The following is an 18058-nucleotide window of genomic DNA, read 5'->3' as shown; positions in this document are numbered from 1 at the left end:
TTTTTTCGCTCCTTCGCCTCGGAGGTGACATGGACATCGGACTTGTCGGCGACGGCCCCGCGGTCGAGGCCGTCTCGGCCGCGCTCGGCGACGTCGACGTGAACGTGATGCCCGTCGAGGCGGGGCTCCTCGACGGGTTCGACCTCGCGGTCGTGGTCGACACCGCCGGCTCGGAGACGTTCGCGACCGCGGACGCGCACCTCGACCGGTGGGTCGCGCTCGAGGTCGGCGGGCTCGGGGGCGTCCCGCTGGAGCCGGTCGACGCCGCGGTGACCGTCTTCGACGAGACCTGCTACGACTGCCTCCGGCGACGGGTCGCGAGCGGCGGGGCCGAGGCCGCCGACGCGCCGGCCGGCCGCCGGTCAGCCGTGCGCTACGCCGGCGCGCTGGCCGGTCGCCGCGCCATCCGGCGCTCGCCGGCGACCCGGTCGCCGACACGGTCGCGGAGGTGCCGGGCGCCGAGCGAACCCTGCTCCCGGTCCCCGGCTGCGACTGCGGCGACGACCCGGGCGACGCGCTGCCCCGCGAGGGCGAGGCGCGGGCACTCTCGGACGCGGTCGACCGCGCCGAGCGAACGGTCGACTCCCGCGTCGGTCCGCTCTCGGAGGTGGGCGAACAGGAGTCGTTCCCCGTGCCCTACTACGTCGCGCGGGTCGCCGACACGACGCCCTTCTCGGACGCGCGGGCCGCCGAGTTCGGCGGGGGCGCCGCCGCCGGCTGGGACGAGGCGTTCATGAAGGCGCTCGGCGAGGGGTTAGAGCGGTACGCCGCCGGGGTGTACCGCGAGGGGTCGTTCACCCGCGCGCCGGCCGCGAACGTCCCGAATCCCGTGACGCCCGACGCGTTCGTCCGGCCCGAGAGCGCGGAGTCGTACGCCCGCGACGACCGGCTCCCGTGGGTGACCGGCGAGGGGCTCGGCACGGGCGAAGTCGCGAGCCTGCCGGCGGAGTTCGTTCACTTCCCGCCGCCGGAGAACCGGTACCGGTCCGCGATCACGACCGGGCTCGGGCTCGGCAACTCCGGGCCGCACGCCGCCCTGTCGGGGCTCTACGAGGTCATCGAGCGCGACGCGACGATGACCAGCTGGTACTCGACGGCCGACCCGCTCGGGATCGAGGTCGACGACGAGGGGTTCGCGGAGCTGGAGAAGCGCGCCCGCGCCGAGTCGCTGTCGGTGACCGCGCTGCTCGTCACGACCGACGTCGACGTGCCCGTCGTCGCGGTCGGCGTCCACCGCGAGGGCGAGTGGCCCCGCTTCGCGGCCGGCTCAGGCGCCGACCTCGACCCCGCCGCCGCGGCCCGGAGCGCGCTCGCGGAGGCGCTCCAGAACTGGACCGAGCTCCGGTCGATGGGACCGGACGCGGTCGCGGAGCAGGGCGCGGCGATCGGTCGCCACGCCGACTTCCCGGCGGAGACGCGGGCGTTCTTCGACCCGGACGCGAGCGTCCCCGCCGAGTCGCTCGGCGAGCCCGACCTGTCGGGTGCGGAGGAGCTGACCGCCGTGGTCGACCGCGTCGAGACGGTCGGGCTGGAGCCGTACGTCGCGCGGACGACCACCCGGGACCTCGCCGCGCTCGGCTTCGAGGCGGTCCGCGTGCTCGTCCCCGGCGCGCAGCCGCTCTTTACCGGCGACCCGTTCTTCGGCGACCGCGCCCGCGACGTGCCCCGGTCGATGGGGTTCGAGCCCGACCTGGAGAAGGCGTACCACCCCTTCCCGTGAGTCGGAGAGCGGCGCTCTGATCACGCCTTTTTAAGCGGATCGCAGTCGGATATCCGCCATGGAGGTACTCCCGGACGCGGACGTCGACGCGGTCGAAGCGATCGAGGGCGTGTTTCTCACGCAGGGCGCCGCGGGCAACGAGGCGAGCATCCAGCGGTTCGTCATCGAGTCCGGCGCCGAGGTCCCCGAGCACGACCACCCGCACGAGCAGGTCGGCGTGATTACGGAGGGCGCCCTCACCTTCGTCGTCGACGGCGAGGAGCGCGTCGTCGAGGCGGACGACACCTACGTGATCCCCGGCGACGAGCCGCACGCGGCGCGCAACGACACCGACGAGCCCGTCGTCGGCTACGACATCTTCTCGCCGCCGCGCGCGAACCCGGACTGGCAGGAGTGATCGTTTATAAATCGGCACGCGGTGGCGCGCGCCTCCGAGGGGCCGCCGAAGGCGGCCGCGAGGAGCGCGTGCGAGGGACGCGGCGAGCGCGGTGGGCGACCGAAGGGAGCCCCAAGCGAGCCGCGAGGCTGGGGAGGCGTGAGGTGCGGGTGCGGTGCGGACGGGTGGGACTCAAAGGGGCAGCCGGCGAGGCGGGCGCAGGCGACGCAAGCACCGCAGGGAGCGAGTGAAACGAGCGACCGAGGAGCGCAGCGAGCGTGCGCCCGCCTCGCCGGCTGGGGGCTTTGGCGGTGTTCACCGTCGATCCGGCGTTAGAGATTTATAAGTGAGCGACTTGAGCTTTGGCGGCGTTCACCGCCGATCCGGAAGCAGCTATTTATAAACGGATGTATCGATCCGAGTCGCGATCCGAGTATGGGGGCAACGCCCGCCACTGTCACGCACCCTTTATCAATCGCCCCCGAACCACGGGGCAACCATGGCACGCGCGAGCACCGGGGCCCGGATCCACTTCGGCTTCTGTAACCTCAGCCTCTCGCACGAGCGGCTGTACGGGGCCCTCGGGCTCGGACTCGCGGAGCCGCGGGTGGTCGTCGACGCCGATCCGGCAGAGACGGTGACGGTCGACATCGACTCGGAACCCGCCGACCTTCCAATCGCCGACTCCCCGACCGCCGACCCCGCAATCCACACCGACGTTCGCGAGTACGCCACCACCGCGGCCGACCTCCTCGGCGTCGACGGCGCCAGCGTCACGGTCCGCCGAACGCTCCCGCGCCACGCCGGGCTCGGGAGCGGCACCCAGCTGGCCGCGGCGACGCTCGCGGCGGTCGCGGCCGCCCACGGGAAGGAACCCCAGGTCCGCAAACACGCCCCGGCGCTCGGCCGCGGCGGGCGCTCGGGCGTCGGCGTCGCCACGTTCGAGGCGGGGGGGTTCGTGCTCGACGCGGGCCACCCCACCGCGCGGTTCACCACCGACCGCCCCGCCGACGGCGAGTGGACCGTGCCGCCGGTGGCCGCCCGCCACGCCGTGCCCGACGACTGGCGGTTCCTGCTCGTCCGGCCCGACGCCGACCCGGGGCGGAACGGCGACGCCGAGGACGACGCGATGCGGACCGCGGTCGAGCGCGCCGAGCCCGGGCTCGCCGACCGGATCGGCGGGATCGTCACCCGGCGCGTGCTCCCCGCGATCGCGACGGGGAACGCCGAGCGCTTCGGCGCCGCCGTGGCGGAGATCGGCCGGCTCAACGGCGCGTGGTACGCCGACGAGCAGGGCGGGGTGTACCGCCCGCCGGTCGGCGACGTGGTCGCGTCGCTGTCGGCGTCCGCGGCCGTGTTCGGCGCCGGGCAGTCGTCGTGGGGGCCGACCGTGTACGGGGTCACGGACGCCGCGAACGCGGGTGCGGCTGCGACCGCGGGCGAGCGCGCACTCGACGAGGCGGGGGTGAACGGGTCGGTCTCGGTCGTCGAGGCGGCCGACGGCGGGGCGCGGGTGACGGAGTAGGCGGCGGTCGCCCGCCGACGCGACGCCTGCACGAGCAACAACACTAAGCGGAGCGGCCTCCCCATACGGGACATGCCGAGTCTTCCGTTCGGCGTCGCCCGGCTCGACTCGATCCTCGAGGGCGGGGCGCCGCCGGGGAACGTCGTGTTGCTCGCGGGCGAGTCCGGCGCCGGCGCGCGCGAGTTCCTGTACACCAGCGCGGCGATGAACGCCCTCGGGCACGCCGACCCGGAGCTGTTCGACCTCTACTACGGCGACCTCCCCGCGGACGCCGAGCTCCCGGAGGCGGTCCACTACCTCTCGTTTACCGCCGACACGGACGCGCTCACTCGGGAGATGGGGTACACGATGGCCGACGAGATCGTCGACGCCGCGGTCGACGGGATCGCGTTCCGGGACCTCTCGCCGGAGTACTTCCAGCTCAGCCCGATCCCGCGCGACTGGTACGAAGACGAGACGGCGTCGATCACGGAGCTCGGCGACCGCGGCGAGTACGAGGACGTGCTCACCGCGTTCGGCGACTACCTGTCGGCGCACGCCGACGACAGCCTCGTCTGTATCGACTCCGTGACCGACCTCGTCTCGATGGTCGACGAGGACACCGAGTGGAGCGACGTGGCGATGGTGATGAAGGGCCTCAAGAAGGCGGCCTACGACTGGGGCGGGCTCATCCTCGTGCTGGTGAACACCGACTCGCTCACCGACCGCGAGTTCGGCGCGCTGATGGACGCCGCGGGCGGGACGCTCCAGTTCACGTGGGAGAGCGGGGGGTCCCAGCGCGCCCGGACCATGTTCGTCCGCGAGTTCCGCGGGGTCCTCTCGCGGCTGGAGTCGGAGAACATCGTCCGCTTCGAGACCGAGATCCACGAGGGCGGCTTCGACATCAGCGACGTGCGCAAGATCCGGTGACGCCGCGTCTTCGACGGCCCGAATCGGCTCCCGTCCCGAGTATCGATCGGGAGAACGACGCGACAGATTACTTAAGTCTCCCCTCGAAAGGGAGCGTAGATGACGGAGGGCCCGCGATGAGCGACCTCGATCCGACCGACGACGGCGACAGCGCCGCCGCGGCCGCGGAGGCCGACGCCGACGCGGTCGCGGACACCGCGGAGGCCGCGGTCGCGGCCGCCGCCGCCGAGGCCGACGTCGGTCGCGAGGAGCTGCTGAAGCGCGCCATCGTCGCGCTCGCGGAGTCCGAGGGGATCGACGTTCCGGACGCGGAGGAGGTGGCGGCGATCCAGGCGCGGCTCGACGACCTCGACGCCGAGGTCGACGAGAAGGTCGAGGACCTCCGGGAGCGGTTCGTGGAACTGTACCGCGACCTGGAGTCGAAGGCGCCCGCGGACCACGCCCACGAGGAGACGGCCGAGCGGCTGGACGCGGTCGCGGCCGACCTCGATGCGGTCGCCGACCGGCTGGACGAAATCGAGGCCGAGGCGGCCGCGACGGCGACCGTCGGCGAGGCGGTCGAGGAGACGATCGACGCCCTCGACGACCGGCTCGCGCGCGTCGAATCTCGGCTCGACGAGGTGGGCGACGCCGACGAGATCGACGAGCTGCGCGACCGGACCGAGGCGCTCGACGACCGCACGGAGGACCTCGACGGCCGCGTCGACGACCTCGACGACCGCACGCAGGGCCTCGACGAGATCGACGAGAAGCTCTCGCGCGTCGCGAGCGCGGTCGTCAGGGTCCGCCGGCGGCTGGAGGCGGCCGAGCGCGACCGCGCCGACCGCGAGCGGCTCGACGCCCTGACCGCCGCCGCGAACCGCGGGGGCGTTCGGAAGGCCAAGTGTACGAACTGCGGCGAGACCGTCGACATCGGGCTGTTGACGGCGCCGGAGTGTCCCCACTGCGGCCGAGAGTTCGAGGAGCTCGAGCCGAACCCCGGCTTCCTCGGCACCTCGCGGCTGGTCGTCGGGGACCGCCCGGCGCTCGGCGGGGAGGTCCACGGCGACGCCGGCGGCACCGCGGACGCGGCGGGCGGCGGAACGGCAGACAGCCCCGGCGGCGACGTGAGCACCCGCGAGGGCGACGGAGGCGGTGAGCCGTGACCGAGGACGACGCGGCCGGTGACGATGCGGCCGGCGACGACGCGACCGACCCATTCGACGACGAGTCGCTCGGCGGGGGCGACGCGGCCGACGACGCCGACGGGATCGACGACCCCTTCGCCCGGTTGGACGAGGGCGAGCCGGAGGCAGATCCCGACCCCGAGAGGTCGCTGTTCGGTGAGGCGAAGCCGGGGGTCGACGACCGCGATCCGGTCGACGCGGGCGGCCCCGGCGCGGACGATGCCGGCGCGGACGACACCGCGTCCGACCCCCGACCCACCGCGAACGCGGGCCTGACGGGGGCCGACGACCCGTTCGACGAGCTCGGCCCGGCGACGGGCGAGACCGACGCGGAGCTCGACGAGGCGTTCGAGCGGATGGATGTCGGCGGCGTCGCCGAGGAGGACGTCTGGGACTCGCTCGACGAGGACGCGGCGGGCGGGGTCGGTGAGTTCGGCGGCGCGGCCTCGGAGACCGGCGCGGCGGGAGCGGGCCTCGGGGGAGACTTCGCCGGGGCCGGCGACGAGCGCGTGATCTCGAAGCGGACGTACTGCCAGCAGTGCCCGCACTTCTCGGCGCCGCCCGAGGTCGCCTGCGGCCACGAGGGGACCACGATCCTCGAGGCCGTCGGGTTCGACGAGTTCCGGGTCCGGAACTGCCCGATGGTCGACGAGGACGACCCGACGTTCGACGCGGCCCGGGAGGAGTAACCGGAACACGGTACGTCTCGCGTTCGCGGAATCGCCGACGGTTTCTGAACACGCTCAAGAGTGTCGGGTCCCGAGAGCGTTCCGTCCGTGAGAATAGTTCGGCGACGGGACGAGACGGGTGTCGATTTCGGTCGAGGAGCGCTGACCGGGGCGATAGGGGATTCGATTACGGTCATCCCGCTGGTCGTCGCGCTCGCGCTGCTGACAGACGTGTCGCTCCCGCACGCGCTCGCCGGGTTCGGGGTCTTTCAGGTCGTCTGGGGGGTCCGGTACGGGCTTCCGATATCCGTCGAGCCGATGAAGGCGCTCGCGGCGCTGGCGATCGCCGGCGCGTTAACGTACGCGGAGCTCGCGCTCGCCGGGCTCGTCCTCGGCGTCCTCCTCCTCGCGATCGGGCTCTCGGGGACGCTCGCGCGGGTCGAACGCTGGATCGGCGAGCCGGTGATCCGCGGGGTGCAGTTCGCGGTCGGGCTGGTGCTGCTCGAGACCGGGATCGACCTCGCGATCGGCGACCCGGTGCTGGCGGCCGCGGGAGTGGCGATCGCCGCGGCGGCCGCGCTCGCCGGCCACGGGAAGGCGAGCGCCCTCGCGGTCGCGGTCGTCGGGATCGCGGTCGCGCTCGTCACCGCCGGCGTCCCGGCGCCGCGCTGGCCCGGCGCGCCCCCCGGCCTCTCCCTAGCGGTGCTCTCCGGCGCGGTCACTCGGAACACGGCCGACGGGATCGCCGCGCAGCTCGCGATGACGATCGGCAACGCCGCGCTGGCGACCTCGCTGCTGTTCGCCGACCTGTTCGACGCCGAGGTCACGCCCGACGAGCTGTCGGCGACCATGGGCGCGACGAACCTGCTCGCGGTGCCGCTCGGGGCGATCCCGATGTGTCACGGCTGCGACGGGGTCGCCGGCAAGCACGCATTCGGCGCGCGGACCGGCGGCGCGAACGTCGTCCTCGGCGTCGGCTACCTCGCCGCGGTGCCCTTCGCGACGCCCGCGCTCCTCGACGCCTTCCCCGTGGCGATGCTGGGCGCGCTGCTGGCGATCGTGGCCGTCTCGCTCGCGCGCAACGCGCTCGACTCCGAGAACGTCGCGCTCTCGGTCGCGATCGGGCTCGTCGCGCTCGCGACGAACCTCGGCGTCGCGTTCCTGCTCGGGATCGTCGCGCACCTCGCGTGGGAGCGCGTCGGCGAGCGAGCGTCGGGAGAGTAGTCCCTTATAAACAGGTGGAGCGGTGGCGCGTGCCTTCGAGGCCGCCTCGCGGCCGAGAAGCACGCGCGAGGGAGTCGCTGGCGGCTGTCGCCGCCAGCGACGAGGTTGGGGAGGCGTGAGGTGCGGTCGCTGTGCGGGGCGGGACTCAAAGGGGCAGTCGCGAGGCGGCCAGAGGCGACGGAAGCACCGCAGCGAGTGAGCAACGCGAACGAGCGAGGAGCACAGCGAGCGTCTGGCCGCCTCGCGGCTGGGGCTTTGGCGGTCTCGTCAGCGCCGATCAGCGATTTATAAGCAACCACGTCGTCGTACGGCCGAGCGGCTGGGGCTTTGGCGGTCTCGTCAGCGCCGATCAGCGATTTATAAGCAACCACGTCGTCGTACGGCCGAGCGGCTGGGGCTTTGGCGGTCTCGTCAGCGCCGATCAGCGATTTATAAGCAACCACGTCGTCGTACGGCCGAGCGGCTGGGGCTTTGGAGGCCTTCGCCGTCGATCCGCAGTCAACCGTTTATAAGCGAGCAGCTGGGAATTTGAGGATCGTCGCAGTCGATCTGCCAGCAAGCGGTTATAAAGGAACGATCGCGTCACGATCGGAGCCGACCGCCGAACTACCGATCGCTTATAAAACGTCTTCGAGCGCGTCCATGACCGCGTCCACCCGATCAATCCGCGCGTTGTGGCCCATATGGCCGACCCGCAGGACGTCGTCGGCCAGCTCGCCCAAGCCGGTCGCGAGGAGCACGTCGTGGTCCTCGCGAAGCGCCTCCTGCAGCGCCGCGGCCCGCCCGGGAACCTCGAAGGCCGTCACCGTCGGGGAGGCGCGCTCCGGGTTCGGGAACGGCTCCAGCCCCAGCGCCGCGCCGCGCTCGCGACACCGCGCGGCCGCCTCCCGGTGTCGCTCTCGGACGGCGTCGAGCCCCTCGTCGAGCCACAGCCCGAGCGCCGCGTCGAGCGCGACCACTTCGGTCGTGAGGTGGGTGTACGGGAACCCCTCGTCGGTGTCCCGCCACGGGAGGAAGTTCGTGTACAGCGAGTGCGGGTCCCGCGCCTCCATCGCCGCCCACGCGCGGTCGCTGATCGCGGCCGTGGTGAGCCCCGGCGGCGCGCTGAAACACTTCTGGGACGCCCCCAGACACACGTCGATCCGGTCGGTCGGCACGCGAACCCCGCCGAGCGACGAGACGGCGTCGACGACGGTGAGGATCTCCCCGTCGGCCTCCGCGAGGAGGTCGAGCGCGGGGCCGAGGTCGTTGAGCGTCCCCGTCGGCGTCTCGCAGTGGACCATCGTCGCGACGTCGAACGCATGGTCGTCGTCCGCGAGGACCGACTCCAGTTCTGCGAGCGGAAGCGGGTGGTCGTAGTCGGCCGCGACCAGCGTCGCCTCGCCGCCGTACGACTCGACGAAGTCGGCGAACCCGTCGCCGTAGAGCCCGTTCGAGAGGCACAGCACCTCGGTCCCGGGCTCGACCAGCGAGGCGATGGCGGCCTCTAAGCCGAGGATCCCCTCGCCGCCGGGGACGACCACGTCGCGGGTGGGCTCGTCGACCGGTTCGGCGCCGGGCCCGTCGGCGTCGCCGCCCGGATCGACCCCGTAGACCGTCGCCAGCCGGTCGGTCAGCCGGTCGTAGATCCGGTGGAACTCGGGGTCCACGTCGGGGTTTATCAGCTCGCGGCTCATCGCGTCGCGGACGGCATCGGGGACCGCGGTGGGTCCCGGCGTCATGAGCATACGCCGTCACTCGCGTCCATCGGCATAAGCGCGCCGTCGCGGTCCCTCCTCCCCCGCGGATCGCCCGTCCGCGTCGACGACGCACCCTGCGCCACCCACCCGTGTGCCACCGGCCCGTGCGCCGGGGTCACAGACCTGCCGATACGTTAATACGTTTCTGTCGCCTGCGTTACGACGATGATGCTTCCGACCCACGTGCTCGGCGGGATGCTCCTCGCCGCGCCGCTGGTGCGCGTGGCACCGGAACTCGCGCCGATCGGGTTCGTCGCGGGGTTCCTCGGCGGGCTCTTCCCGGACCTCGACATGTACGTCGGCCACCGGAAGACGCTCCACTTCCCCGTGTACTACAGCCTGTTCGCAGCGGTCGCCCTCCTCGCGGCCCTGATCGCGCCGTCGGCGGCGACCGTCGGCGCCGCGCTGTTCCTCCTCGGCGCGGCCCTTCACAGCGTCGCCGACATGTACGGCGGCGGGCTGGAGCTGCGCCCGTGGGAGGGGAACTCCGACCGGGCCGTGTACAACCACTACCACAAGACGTGGATCGCCCCGCGACGCCTCGTGCGGTACGACGGCGCGGTCGAGGACCTCGGGCTGTCCGTGGGGCTCGCGCTCCCCCTCCTGCTCTTAGTCGACAGTCCGCTCCGGCAGATCGTGCTCGGCACGCTCCTCGTCGCCGCCGTGTACACGATGACGCGGCGGTACCTCGCGGAACTCGCGGCCCAGATCGCTCCCTACGCACCGGAGGCGCTGTCGCCGTTCCTCCCGGACCGATACGTCGACGACGACCCGAAGCGGTAGCGGGGAAACGGTAGAGGAGAAGCCGTAGGGCGGAGACCGGGACAGGCCCCTCAGTCGAGCCCGTCGATCGCGCGCGCCGCCTCGAGCACCTCGTCGTGGAGGTGTCCGTTCGAGACGACGAGTCCCGTGGAGTCGTGTCGCCAGCGGGTTCCCTCCAAGTCCGTCGCCTTCCCCCCCGCCTGCCGGACCATGAACACGCCGGCGACGGAGTCCCACGGGTTCGCGCGGAGGTTCGAGATCGTCCCCTCCAGCCCGCCGGCCGCGACGGTCGGGAGCACGACCTGCGCGGCGCCGAGGCGGCGCAGGTCGCTGAAGCGACGGACGATCGCCTCGCAGGCGGCGGCGTACTCGTCGCGGGAGTCGTGGTCCCACCACAGCGTGGGGTCGACGGTCCCCCGGCGCGGGTCCGACACGTCGCTGACGTGCATCTCCTCGCCGTTGCGGTACGCGCCCTCCGCGTCGGCGGTGTACACGTCGCCCAGTGCGGGCGCGACGGTGGCCGCGGCGACCGGCTCGCCGTCGACGACGGCCGCGACCGCGGTCCCCCACACCCGGATGTCCCGGACGTAGTTGTGGGTGCCGTCGATCGGGTCGATCACCCACGCGGCGCCCGACTCCGGGACCGTCTTGCGCTCGTCCTCCTCCTCGCCCACGATCGCGTCGTCCGGGAACGCCTCGCGGATCTCGTCGATGACGGTGCGCTGGGCCGCGCGGTCGGCCTCCGTCACCACGTCGTCCTCGCCTTTCGTCTCCACGTCGATGTCGCTCCGGAAGCGCTCGTTCGCGACGGCCGCGCCCGCCCGCGCCGCGCGCTCCGCGACGGCGGCGCGCTCGTCTGTGTCGGTCATGAGCGTTCTGCGACGCCGCGCGGCGTATAAACGTCGATCCCGCGAGCGCCCGAACCGGGAATAATTAACTCAGTTCCGAATCTGAGTATGCTTAAGTGCGTCCGGAGCGGACGGACGCGTATGGAACCCGAAGAAGCGGTCCGCCAGCTCGAGTACGCCATCGACGCCTCGCTCGACGACATCGGCCAGCGCGCCGCCGCCGGCTACCGGCCCACCTTCGAGCGCGTGGCCGACCGCGCGGACGGCACCGCGGTGTACGAGCTCGCCAGCCGGCTGTCCGCGTCCGTCGTCGACGGCGACCGGCCGAGCCCCGCGGCCGCGAACCGGCAGGCCGAGCGCGTGCTGGACGACCGGGCGTTCACGGACGGCGGGGAGTAAGGGCAGTCTCTACGGCGTGGAAGGTACCGCGGATCGGTTTATTTCGTGGCCGTGTACAAGTTCCCGACCTCGTCGTCGTCGAGAGCGCGATCGTAGAGACGTATGCCGCCGATATCACCGTGGAGAGGGCGATTTTGTCCGGGAGATAACCCAGCACGCGTTGTCGCATCCCCGGTGTACGGAGCACCGTCGATCGGTTCCTGTCCTTTGAACTCGCCGTCGACATAGAGAGCGATCTTCTGGTCGGCGGCGACAGTCATAGCAATGTGGTGCCAGTTGCCATCGGTGTAGTCTTCGTCGTCGGCGGTAACGTCTCGAAGATCACCGTCTGACTCGGAAGTCCTCCCAGTGATGACCTCCGCGCCGAAGTTCGATGCGTTGTCGTCGAACCAGAGAACGAACGTGCGCCGCTTCCACGGATCGCTGGCGTCCTGATCCTGGCGCGAGACGACGGTCCGGAGTCCGCGATCACCGTCAGGCGCCCTCGCCCACGCTGAGATAGTGAAGTCTCGGAAGCCGAACGTCGATCCGCTTCCGAGGTCGACGTACTGGTCTTCCGACGCGTCAGCGTCGAAGTTCGCGCCGCTGTGGTCGCTCTCCACCGCGGAAACATCGCCGGTAACGCTACCGTCGTTCGTTCCGACCGCGTCACCAGCGGTCCCGCTCTCGACATCGTCAAGCGGCCAGTAGCTCACCAGACCGTCAGTCGGTTCCGCGATCGTTCGCCCTCCGCCACCGATCACGTCACCCTCGGCGGGGTTGTTCGCATCGGCTCGGATCGTCATCGTGAGCGCCTGATCGTTGGTCGAGTCCAGCTCGCCGGTGTCGACGTGGACACCGATGTTCGCCGACCCGCCCGGCGAGAGGTAGAGCACGTCGTCGGCGCTGTCGCGGAGCTTGTTCCCCGACTCCCCGTCGGCGTAGAGCCAGACGTCGGTGTCGCTGCCGCCGACGGAAAAGTCCGTTTGGCCCCCGTCGGCGGCCGCGAACGTCGCCCAGACGTACACGCCCTGCGTGCCCTGATTCGTAATCTGGAACACGTCGTCGAAGTCGTAGACCGAGTCGAGGCCGACTCCGGAGCCGTCGTTGCCGCTGTCGGAGAAGTCGAGCCCGATCTGGTTGGCGGTGCCCTGCGTGGCGAACTGGTTCCCGTTCGGGGTGTCCAGCGGTTCCATGCCGAGATACGCGTCATTCTCGTCGGCGACGGCGACGGAGACGTCGCGGTCCGCCTCGACGCTCGAGAACGCGCCGGTACCGACCGCGGCCCCCAGCCCCGTCACGCCGCCGATCATCGCGATGTAGTTTCGTCGATCCATGTTGGTCGCTCCCTCCGCGGCGACTCGACGTTCTTGCGTGCCGACCGTCGATCGCGACGCGGAGTTCGTGAGAAGACGGATCGACTATATCCACCTAGTTATGGGGAGGGTGTAGCGGTTTCAGGGAGTGGTTGAGGTTGGAGAAGGGGGAGCTCTATGATTGAATTCGAATAACTAGATTCGTATATAAATGATCTCGAAGCCAACCTTTGATAATTGTCTCGCCGCGGCCAAAACAGTCCGAGAACTGATTGGTCTGTCGTTATCGATCCGCCGGTTTTCCACCACGTGGTGGCTCCGGTTTCGGCATCTCGGTATCTTCGTCTGAACTGTCCGTCTCGTCCTCTTGGCTGGTCGTGTCGTTGGAACTCATGCTTCGTTTGTAACGATCTTCTGGTAGTTGGTGTCCCGCAACGTGATGCTGTTTCCACTGACTGTAAGCGGGTCTGTGTAGCTCTCGATCCAGATACCGCGGTAGTAATTATCGGTCAGCGTGTTGTTTGTGACCTCGCTGTCAGTCACAGTCCAGAGCAGGATACCGGAGTAAATGTAATCCCCGACACCCTCGCCGTTGTTCTCAAGCGTGTTGTCGTCGACGACCGTTCCCGATGAGTCGTAGACGTAGATCCCTTGTGCGGCATTGCCGTTCACATCGTTGCCAGTCAGGGTATTATCCTCTGCGCCACCAAGGTAGATTCCGGGATAAGCGCTCGACGCGAATCCGTTATTCGAGACCGTGTTGTTCTCGATATCGTTGCCGGTTGCGCTTCCGGCTCCATCGCTGAGCCAAATGCCGTTGTACGTGTTGTCTGTTATCGTATTTCCGGAAAGTGTGTTGTTATCTGCCCCACTAAGGACGATTCCAGACGCCTGGTTCGAGACCGTATTGTTCTGGATCGTGTGGGCGTCCGTCGAACCACTGAACACACTGATGCCGCGGCTACTTCCTTCGCTGATCTCGTTATTTTCGATAGTGTAGTTCGACGCCCCGTTAGCGACAGTGATTCCGGTTGAACAGCTTGTAATGTCGTTCCCAACGATGTTGCTGTCCGAACCGAACGCTTCGATTCCAGTCGCGCAGTCGTTAATCTCGTTGTTCTCGACGGTATTATTCGACCCACTCGGAGTCGTCGAGACTCGGATACCTTTTCCGGACGGGAACTCATCATCTTCGAGACCGTCATCCATCGGGTCTTTGTACCAGCCACCTGGGCTGTCCTCGGTGATCCCATTGATCGTGTTTCCTTTGACGAGCTGGTCGCTGGACTGGACATCGATGGCCCTGTTGCAATTGTTGACGGTACAGTTGAGGACCTCGGTTCCGGGCTCTTGGACCCGAATTCCGTAGTCAACGTCCGACCCACCGTTGACCTCAACCCCATCGAGAATCGTGTTGGGCGCACCGCGAACACGAACGCCAGTACCGAATTCACCGGTGTTGAACCCAGATGAGCCGTCAATCGTGACATTCTCGAGTGTCACGTCGGACGCGCCAGAGACGCCGCTTATCTGGATGCCGTAGTTGAATCCTTCGCCTTCGACCGCCTGAACGGCGATATCGCGTACCTCGACACCCTCGCCGACGATCTCCAGCGGGGAGACCGGATCGCCTTCCTCTTGGTACCCGGTCCCGGTCGACTCGACGGTCGGGACCCCCTCCGCACCGACGAGCGTCAGGTCGTCGGTTTCTACGAGGACCGCCTCCGTGTATGTGCCGGGCTCGACGAAAATCGTCGCTCCCGGCTCCGCACTGTCGACAGCGGGTTGGATGTTGTTGTACCCATCTCGCCCGTCCAAGTTCTTGCTGACGATGATGGCGTCAGGATTCTGGGGAGGAGCGGGTTCGCCCTCTCCATCGCCAGTTAGCTCTTGTAACTCGTCGTTGACCCGCTTTCGCACCTCGGGGGGCACATCATCGAGAGTTAAACTATCCACCTGTTCGACGAAGTCTTTGATCGTAAGTGCCATGAGATGATATTGTTCAGTCACTCCGTTTTGACACTATCCTACAGGCAGTACACCACGTATCAGTCACGATGGGGGATCGATCCTCTTTTGCTGTAATTCGACGAACGATCCGTTCGAATCCGAGTCGGCAGCGCTCAACGTCGCATTTACCGGGAGGGAAACCGGATCGGAGAACGGATCTACTCCGGAGAATTCGATCGTCGCTGCCGTATCACCCTCTGACGGCGTTCCTTCGATACTTCCGCTCGTCCCATCAGCGCCTTCGGCGTCTATTCGGATCGCGGTGAGATCGTCGTCCGTGTCGGCGTCTTCGACCGTCGCATCGAAGTAGATGTAATACTCTCCGTCGCCCAGAGACTCCCGAGTTCCGTCGAATCCGGACGCGGTGAATCGTTCGGCAGGATCGGTCTCACCACCGCCTATCGACACGTCGAACCACTCCTGGACAGCGGCGACCTCTCCGGGTGTCATGGCAGTCCCCAGCCACCCCGGATTGACATCCAAAATCCCTCTCGTCGTCCGGTCAAGGACTTCGTTCGGGGTGTTCTCCTCGAAATCTCCCCAGGTCGTACCCGGGATCTCTTGATTCTGGAAGATCACCCGCATCGGTCCGTGTCTATCGGGCATTACGGTGCCTCCCCGGTGACGGTCATCGTATCGCTGATCTCGATGTCGGGACTCGTACCGTCCGGGAACACGTCCACGACGAGGCTGTACGTCTCAGCTCCTCCCGGCGACAGCGTCACCGATGGGAATCCTGTCTGAGGCACGATCAACACGATCAGGGTATTTCCCGAATCGGTATCTACGAACGTCAGCGGCGTGATCTCCACCTCGATATCCTGAGTGCCCTGGTTCTGTACCTCGAACATCTCTTGGAACACGGTGACAGCGTCGGTATTGACGCCTGAACCGCCTGCCCCGGTGGTGTTACTCCCCGTGAGATCGATGCCCAACTGCCCGTTGTTCGTGGTTGTATACGGTGCGTTCGAACCAATCGCGTTTAACGAGAGGTACGCGGTCGAGTCGTTGGCGACCTCTACCGCCACGTCCCGATCGGCCTCAACGCTCGTGAATGCACCTGTCCCGCTCGCGATCGCTGCCCCACCACTTATTGCCCCGAGTGCGGCCAGTACTTTGCGTCGATTCATATGTGTAATCCCTTGCGGGGAAGCCCACCGGCGGAATCGAACCGCCGGCCACCGTATCTCGAACGGTGGTACCAGTGTGGGTGTTAATTAGACGACGTTGTCGTCACTGCTGGCGTTTGCAGTGATTGTCGTAGTGCCGGCGTCATTAATCGGCGTTGAGTAGTTCGACTCTTCAGCAGTGTCGATGTAGACCCCGATGTTCTCTGTGGTCCCGGTCCCGATCTCGAGGTCGTTCGATCCGGGTGCAATGTGATGGCGACCACCCGAGCCGTCAGGAACGTAGAACTCGATCTGGGTGTTTCCGCTGTGTGCGGATAAGTCTGCAATGTTTATATACACCGTTTGAGTGCCCTGGTTTTCGATCCGGAACACGTCATCAAACTCGTACTCTGAACTCTGGCCAACGCCTACACTATCCTGGCCCGGAATCGTATTGTTGAAGTCGAGTTCCAACTGTTCGCCATCACTCTGAGACGTCTGGGTGGCGAAGGCTCCATTAGCCGTGTTCGGACTCGGAACGATCCGGAGATATGCCTCATCTTCCTCGGCAACAGCCACTGAGGCGGTGCGGTCAGCGTTAACGCTCGTGAACGCGCCGGTACCGATGGCAGCACCACCGCCGGCCGCCGCCGCACCGAGCCCGAGTACGAACTGTCTACGGTTCATTCATCTCACCTCTAGGCCTCAGCCACGAAGGTGATAGTTCCGGAGGCAGACGCCGGCCCCTGTCCGGTCGTGTCGACCTCGAGATTGAGTGTCATCGAATCACCCGGTGCTAGAGTAACAGAACTCGAGGTGAGATCAGTGCCGGAACCAGTGTACTCCGAGTTACCACTATCACCATCAGCGTTGAGAGTTACGTCGGCATTTCCGGTGTTCAGATTAGTCAGGTCAACACTAACATCGACGTTCTGCGTCCCCTGGTTAGCCACCAGCAAGAGGTTACTGACATCGGTCACGGCATCGGGATTGAACCCCGAGCCATCGACGTTACCATTACCAGAGGAGAAGTCAAACCCGATCTCACCGCTACTATTAGTCACGTACTGCTGGGAGTTCGGACTGCCAGAGATCTGCTTCAACTGGAGGTACGCGTTTGCGTCACCGGCAACTTCCACGTCCACGCTCCGGTCCGCATTAACACTCGTGAACGCGCCCGTACCAACTGCGGCCGCGCTTCCAGAAGCCAATGCACCCAGGCCAACTACGAACTTACGACGTTCCATGGTTGTGTGTCCGCGACCCGAGCTCGCGGGGACCGTCCCACGCTGGGTCGCTTCACTCCACCCATGCCTCTATACCCATATCGTTATGACACGCTCGTGGCGACCACAGGCGGACCCGGAACTCCCACGACCCCCTCTCGTGTGCGACACAACCACACCCTGAACGCCGATCGATCCGCGGTCAAGCACCCCTCGATGCGGATTATACCTATTTACTGAAACGACCCGATCTGCAGGTTTTAGCCGCTTGCTGTCGGTTCAATCAGTCCTTGACGACCGAGAAACCGGAGCGTGAAGCCGGTTCGATCCGAACCTATCAGCTACAGTATCACTCCCATTTATGTAGTCCTATACACAGGATCCTGTTAACCGCCGAACAGGAGGTCACCGGCACGGCCTCGGTCGGCGAGCGCCACACGATGCTCTCGATGAGCCAGACGGGAACGACGACCGACGTATCGCTGCCGGAACAGGAGATCTTCGAACTGCTCGCGAACCGCCGCAGACGCTTCACCATCCACGCCCTCAAGCGCGCGGGCGAGGCGATGGACGTCGCCGAGCTCTCGACGCGCATCACAGCCTGGGAGACCGGCACCGACCCCGACACGATCACCTACGACGACCGCCGGAACGTCCACACCGTCCTCACCCGCACCCACCTGCCGAAGCTCGACGAGCACGACGTGGTCGAGTACGACGCCGAGGCGAAGGTCGTCGAACCGACGCCCGCGCTGGAGGACCTCGACGTCTACATCGAAGTCCTGCGCGGGAAGGAGATCCCCTGGAGCATGTACTATCTCGGGCTCTCGGGCGTCGCCGCCGCGCTCCTGCTCGCGGTCGCGGTCGGCGTCCCCGGCCTCGCGCTGCTCGAACCCCTCGACGTGAGCGTGTTCACGGTGACCGCCTTCACCGTGAGCGCCGCGACCCACTACTACTACGGCGAGCGCGCCCGCCTCGGCAACGAGGCGAAACCACCGGAGCTCCGCGACCGGCGGTGAGCCCGGCGCGTCGAAGCCGCGATGCGACGGGGGAAACCCGGAACCGGATCGAAACCCGGACCC

17 protein-coding genes and 1 pseudogene are annotated in these 18058 nt (G+C 67.8%); 10 read left to right on the top strand and 8 right to left on the bottom strand.

Annotated elements, in window-relative coordinates:
* Nucleotides 1-29: 29 nt before the first annotated feature.
* The 7 genes and pseudogenes from JIN95_RS09565 to JIN95_RS09535 all read left to right on the top strand — a co-directional run bounded on the left by JIN95_RS09565 (nt 30) and on the right by JIN95_RS09535 (nt 7588).
* A pseudogene (locus JIN95_RS09565) lies at nt 30-1720 on the top strand (YcaO-like family protein).
* A gap of 58 nt (nt 1721-1778) precedes the next feature.
* Nucleotides 1779-2117, top strand: coding sequence for a cupin domain-containing protein (locus tag JIN95_RS09560; RefSeq protein WP_200531296.1), 339 nt, complete (start codon nt 1779-1781; stop codon nt 2115-2117).
* 478 nt (nt 2118-2595) lie between these two features.
* A complete protein-coding gene (locus tag JIN95_RS09555; protein WP_200531295.1) occupies nt 2596-3621 on the top strand; it encodes a beta-ribofuranosylaminobenzene 5'-phosphate synthase family protein in 1026 nt (341 codons plus the stop codon).
* A 72-nt stretch (nt 3622-3693) separates the two neighbouring features.
* On the top strand, nt 3694-4530 hold the full coding sequence (locus JIN95_RS09550) for an HTR-like protein (protein ID WP_200531294.1): 837 nt from the start codon (nt 3694-3696) through the stop codon (nt 4528-4530).
* A 116-nt stretch (nt 4531-4646) separates the two neighbouring features.
* A complete protein-coding gene (locus tag JIN95_RS09545) occupies nt 4647-5675 on the top strand; it encodes a hypothetical protein (protein ID WP_200531293.1) in 1029 nt (342 codons plus the stop codon).
* Complete coding sequence (locus tag JIN95_RS09540; RefSeq protein ID WP_200531292.1) at nt 5672-6385, top strand: hypothetical protein; 714 nt, start codon at nt 5672-5674, stop codon at nt 6383-6385. The genes JIN95_RS09545 and JIN95_RS09540 overlap by 4 nt, the downstream gene beginning before the upstream one ends.
* A gap of 87 nt (nt 6386-6472) precedes the next feature.
* Nucleotides 6473-7588, top strand: a complete 1116-nt coding sequence (locus JIN95_RS09535) for a putative sulfate/molybdate transporter (RefSeq protein WP_200531291.1) — start codon at nt 6473-6475, stop codon at nt 7586-7588.
* Between the two features lie 617 nt (nt 7589-8205).
* Here the strand turns inward: JIN95_RS09535 and JIN95_RS09530 are convergent.
* Nucleotides 8206-9315 carry an alanine--glyoxylate aminotransferase family protein gene (locus JIN95_RS09530; protein ID WP_200531290.1) on the bottom strand — a complete coding sequence of 370 codons (1110 nt, stop codon included), beginning with the start codon at nt 9313-9315 and terminating at the stop codon, nt 8206-8208.
* A gap of 177 nt (nt 9316-9492) precedes the next feature.
* Between JIN95_RS09530 and JIN95_RS09525 the strand changes: the two genes are divergently transcribed.
* A complete protein-coding gene (locus JIN95_RS09525) occupies nt 9493-10110 on the top strand; it encodes a hypothetical protein (protein ID WP_095637453.1) in 618 nt (205 codons plus the stop codon).
* A 50-nt stretch (nt 10111-10160) separates the two neighbouring features.
* Here JIN95_RS09525 and JIN95_RS09520 read toward each other — a convergent pair whose 3' ends face one another.
* The gene (locus JIN95_RS09520) at nt 10161-10958 is read right to left on the bottom strand and encodes an inositol monophosphatase (protein ID WP_200531289.1); all 798 of its coding nucleotides are present in this window, start codon (nt 10956-10958) and stop codon (nt 10161-10163) included.
* A 120-nt stretch (nt 10959-11078) separates the two neighbouring features.
* On the opposite strand from JIN95_RS09520, the gene JIN95_RS09515 reads away from it, so the two are divergent.
* Entirely contained in the window at nt 11079-11336 is a 258-nt protein-coding gene (locus tag JIN95_RS09515; protein WP_200531288.1) for a hypothetical protein, read from the top strand.
* Nucleotides 11337-11374: 38 nt separating this feature from the next.
* Here the strand turns inward: JIN95_RS09515 and JIN95_RS09510 are convergent, their stop codons facing one another.
* The 6 genes from JIN95_RS09510 to JIN95_RS09485 form a co-directional block, all read right to left on the bottom strand.
* Entirely contained in the window at nt 11375-12652 is a 1278-nt protein-coding gene (locus JIN95_RS09510) for a LamG domain-containing protein (RefSeq protein ID WP_200531287.1), read from the bottom strand.
* A gap of 369 nt (nt 12653-13021) precedes the next feature.
* The gene (locus JIN95_RS09505) at nt 13022-14620 is read right to left on the bottom strand and encodes a right-handed parallel beta-helix repeat-containing protein (RefSeq protein ID WP_200531286.1); all 1599 of its coding nucleotides are present in this window, start codon (nt 14618-14620) and stop codon (nt 13022-13024) included.
* Between the two features lie 63 nt (nt 14621-14683).
* The gene (locus JIN95_RS09500) at nt 14684-15247 is read right to left on the bottom strand and encodes a hypothetical protein (RefSeq protein ID WP_200531282.1); all 564 of its coding nucleotides are present in this window, start codon (nt 15245-15247) and stop codon (nt 14684-14686) included.
* On the bottom strand, nt 15247-15771 hold the full coding sequence (locus tag JIN95_RS09495) for a DUF1102 domain-containing protein (RefSeq protein ID WP_200531275.1): 525 nt from the start codon (nt 15769-15771) through the stop codon (nt 15247-15249). The genes JIN95_RS09500 and JIN95_RS09495 overlap by 1 nt, the downstream gene beginning before the upstream one ends.
* 87 nt (nt 15772-15858) lie before the next feature.
* Nucleotides 15859-16437 (bottom strand): DUF1102 domain-containing protein, encoded by a 579-nt coding sequence (locus JIN95_RS09490; RefSeq protein ID WP_200531273.1) that lies wholly within the window; start codon nt 16435-16437, stop codon nt 15859-15861.
* Nucleotides 16438-16448: 11 nt separating this feature from the next.
* Nucleotides 16449-16997 carry a DUF1102 domain-containing protein gene (locus tag JIN95_RS09485; protein WP_200531272.1) on the bottom strand — a complete coding sequence of 183 codons (549 nt, stop codon included), beginning with the start codon at nt 16995-16997 and terminating at the stop codon, nt 16449-16451.
* 419 nt (nt 16998-17416) lie between these two features.
* Between JIN95_RS09485 and JIN95_RS09480 the strand changes: the two genes are divergently transcribed.
* Entirely contained in the window at nt 17417-17995 is a 579-nt protein-coding gene (locus JIN95_RS09480) for a transcriptional regulator (protein ID WP_200531270.1), read from the top strand.
* The last annotated feature ends 63 nt before the right edge of the window (nt 17996-18058 follow it).

The organism is Halorubrum sp. LN27, assembly GCF_016635065.1.
In the GTDB taxonomy this organism is placed as follows: domain Archaea; phylum Halobacteriota; class Halobacteria; order Halobacteriales; family Haloferacaceae; genus Halorubrum; species Halorubrum salipaludis.
Note: the sequence above shows the minus strand (reverse complement) of the source record. Positions and strands in the feature narration are given on the sequence as shown.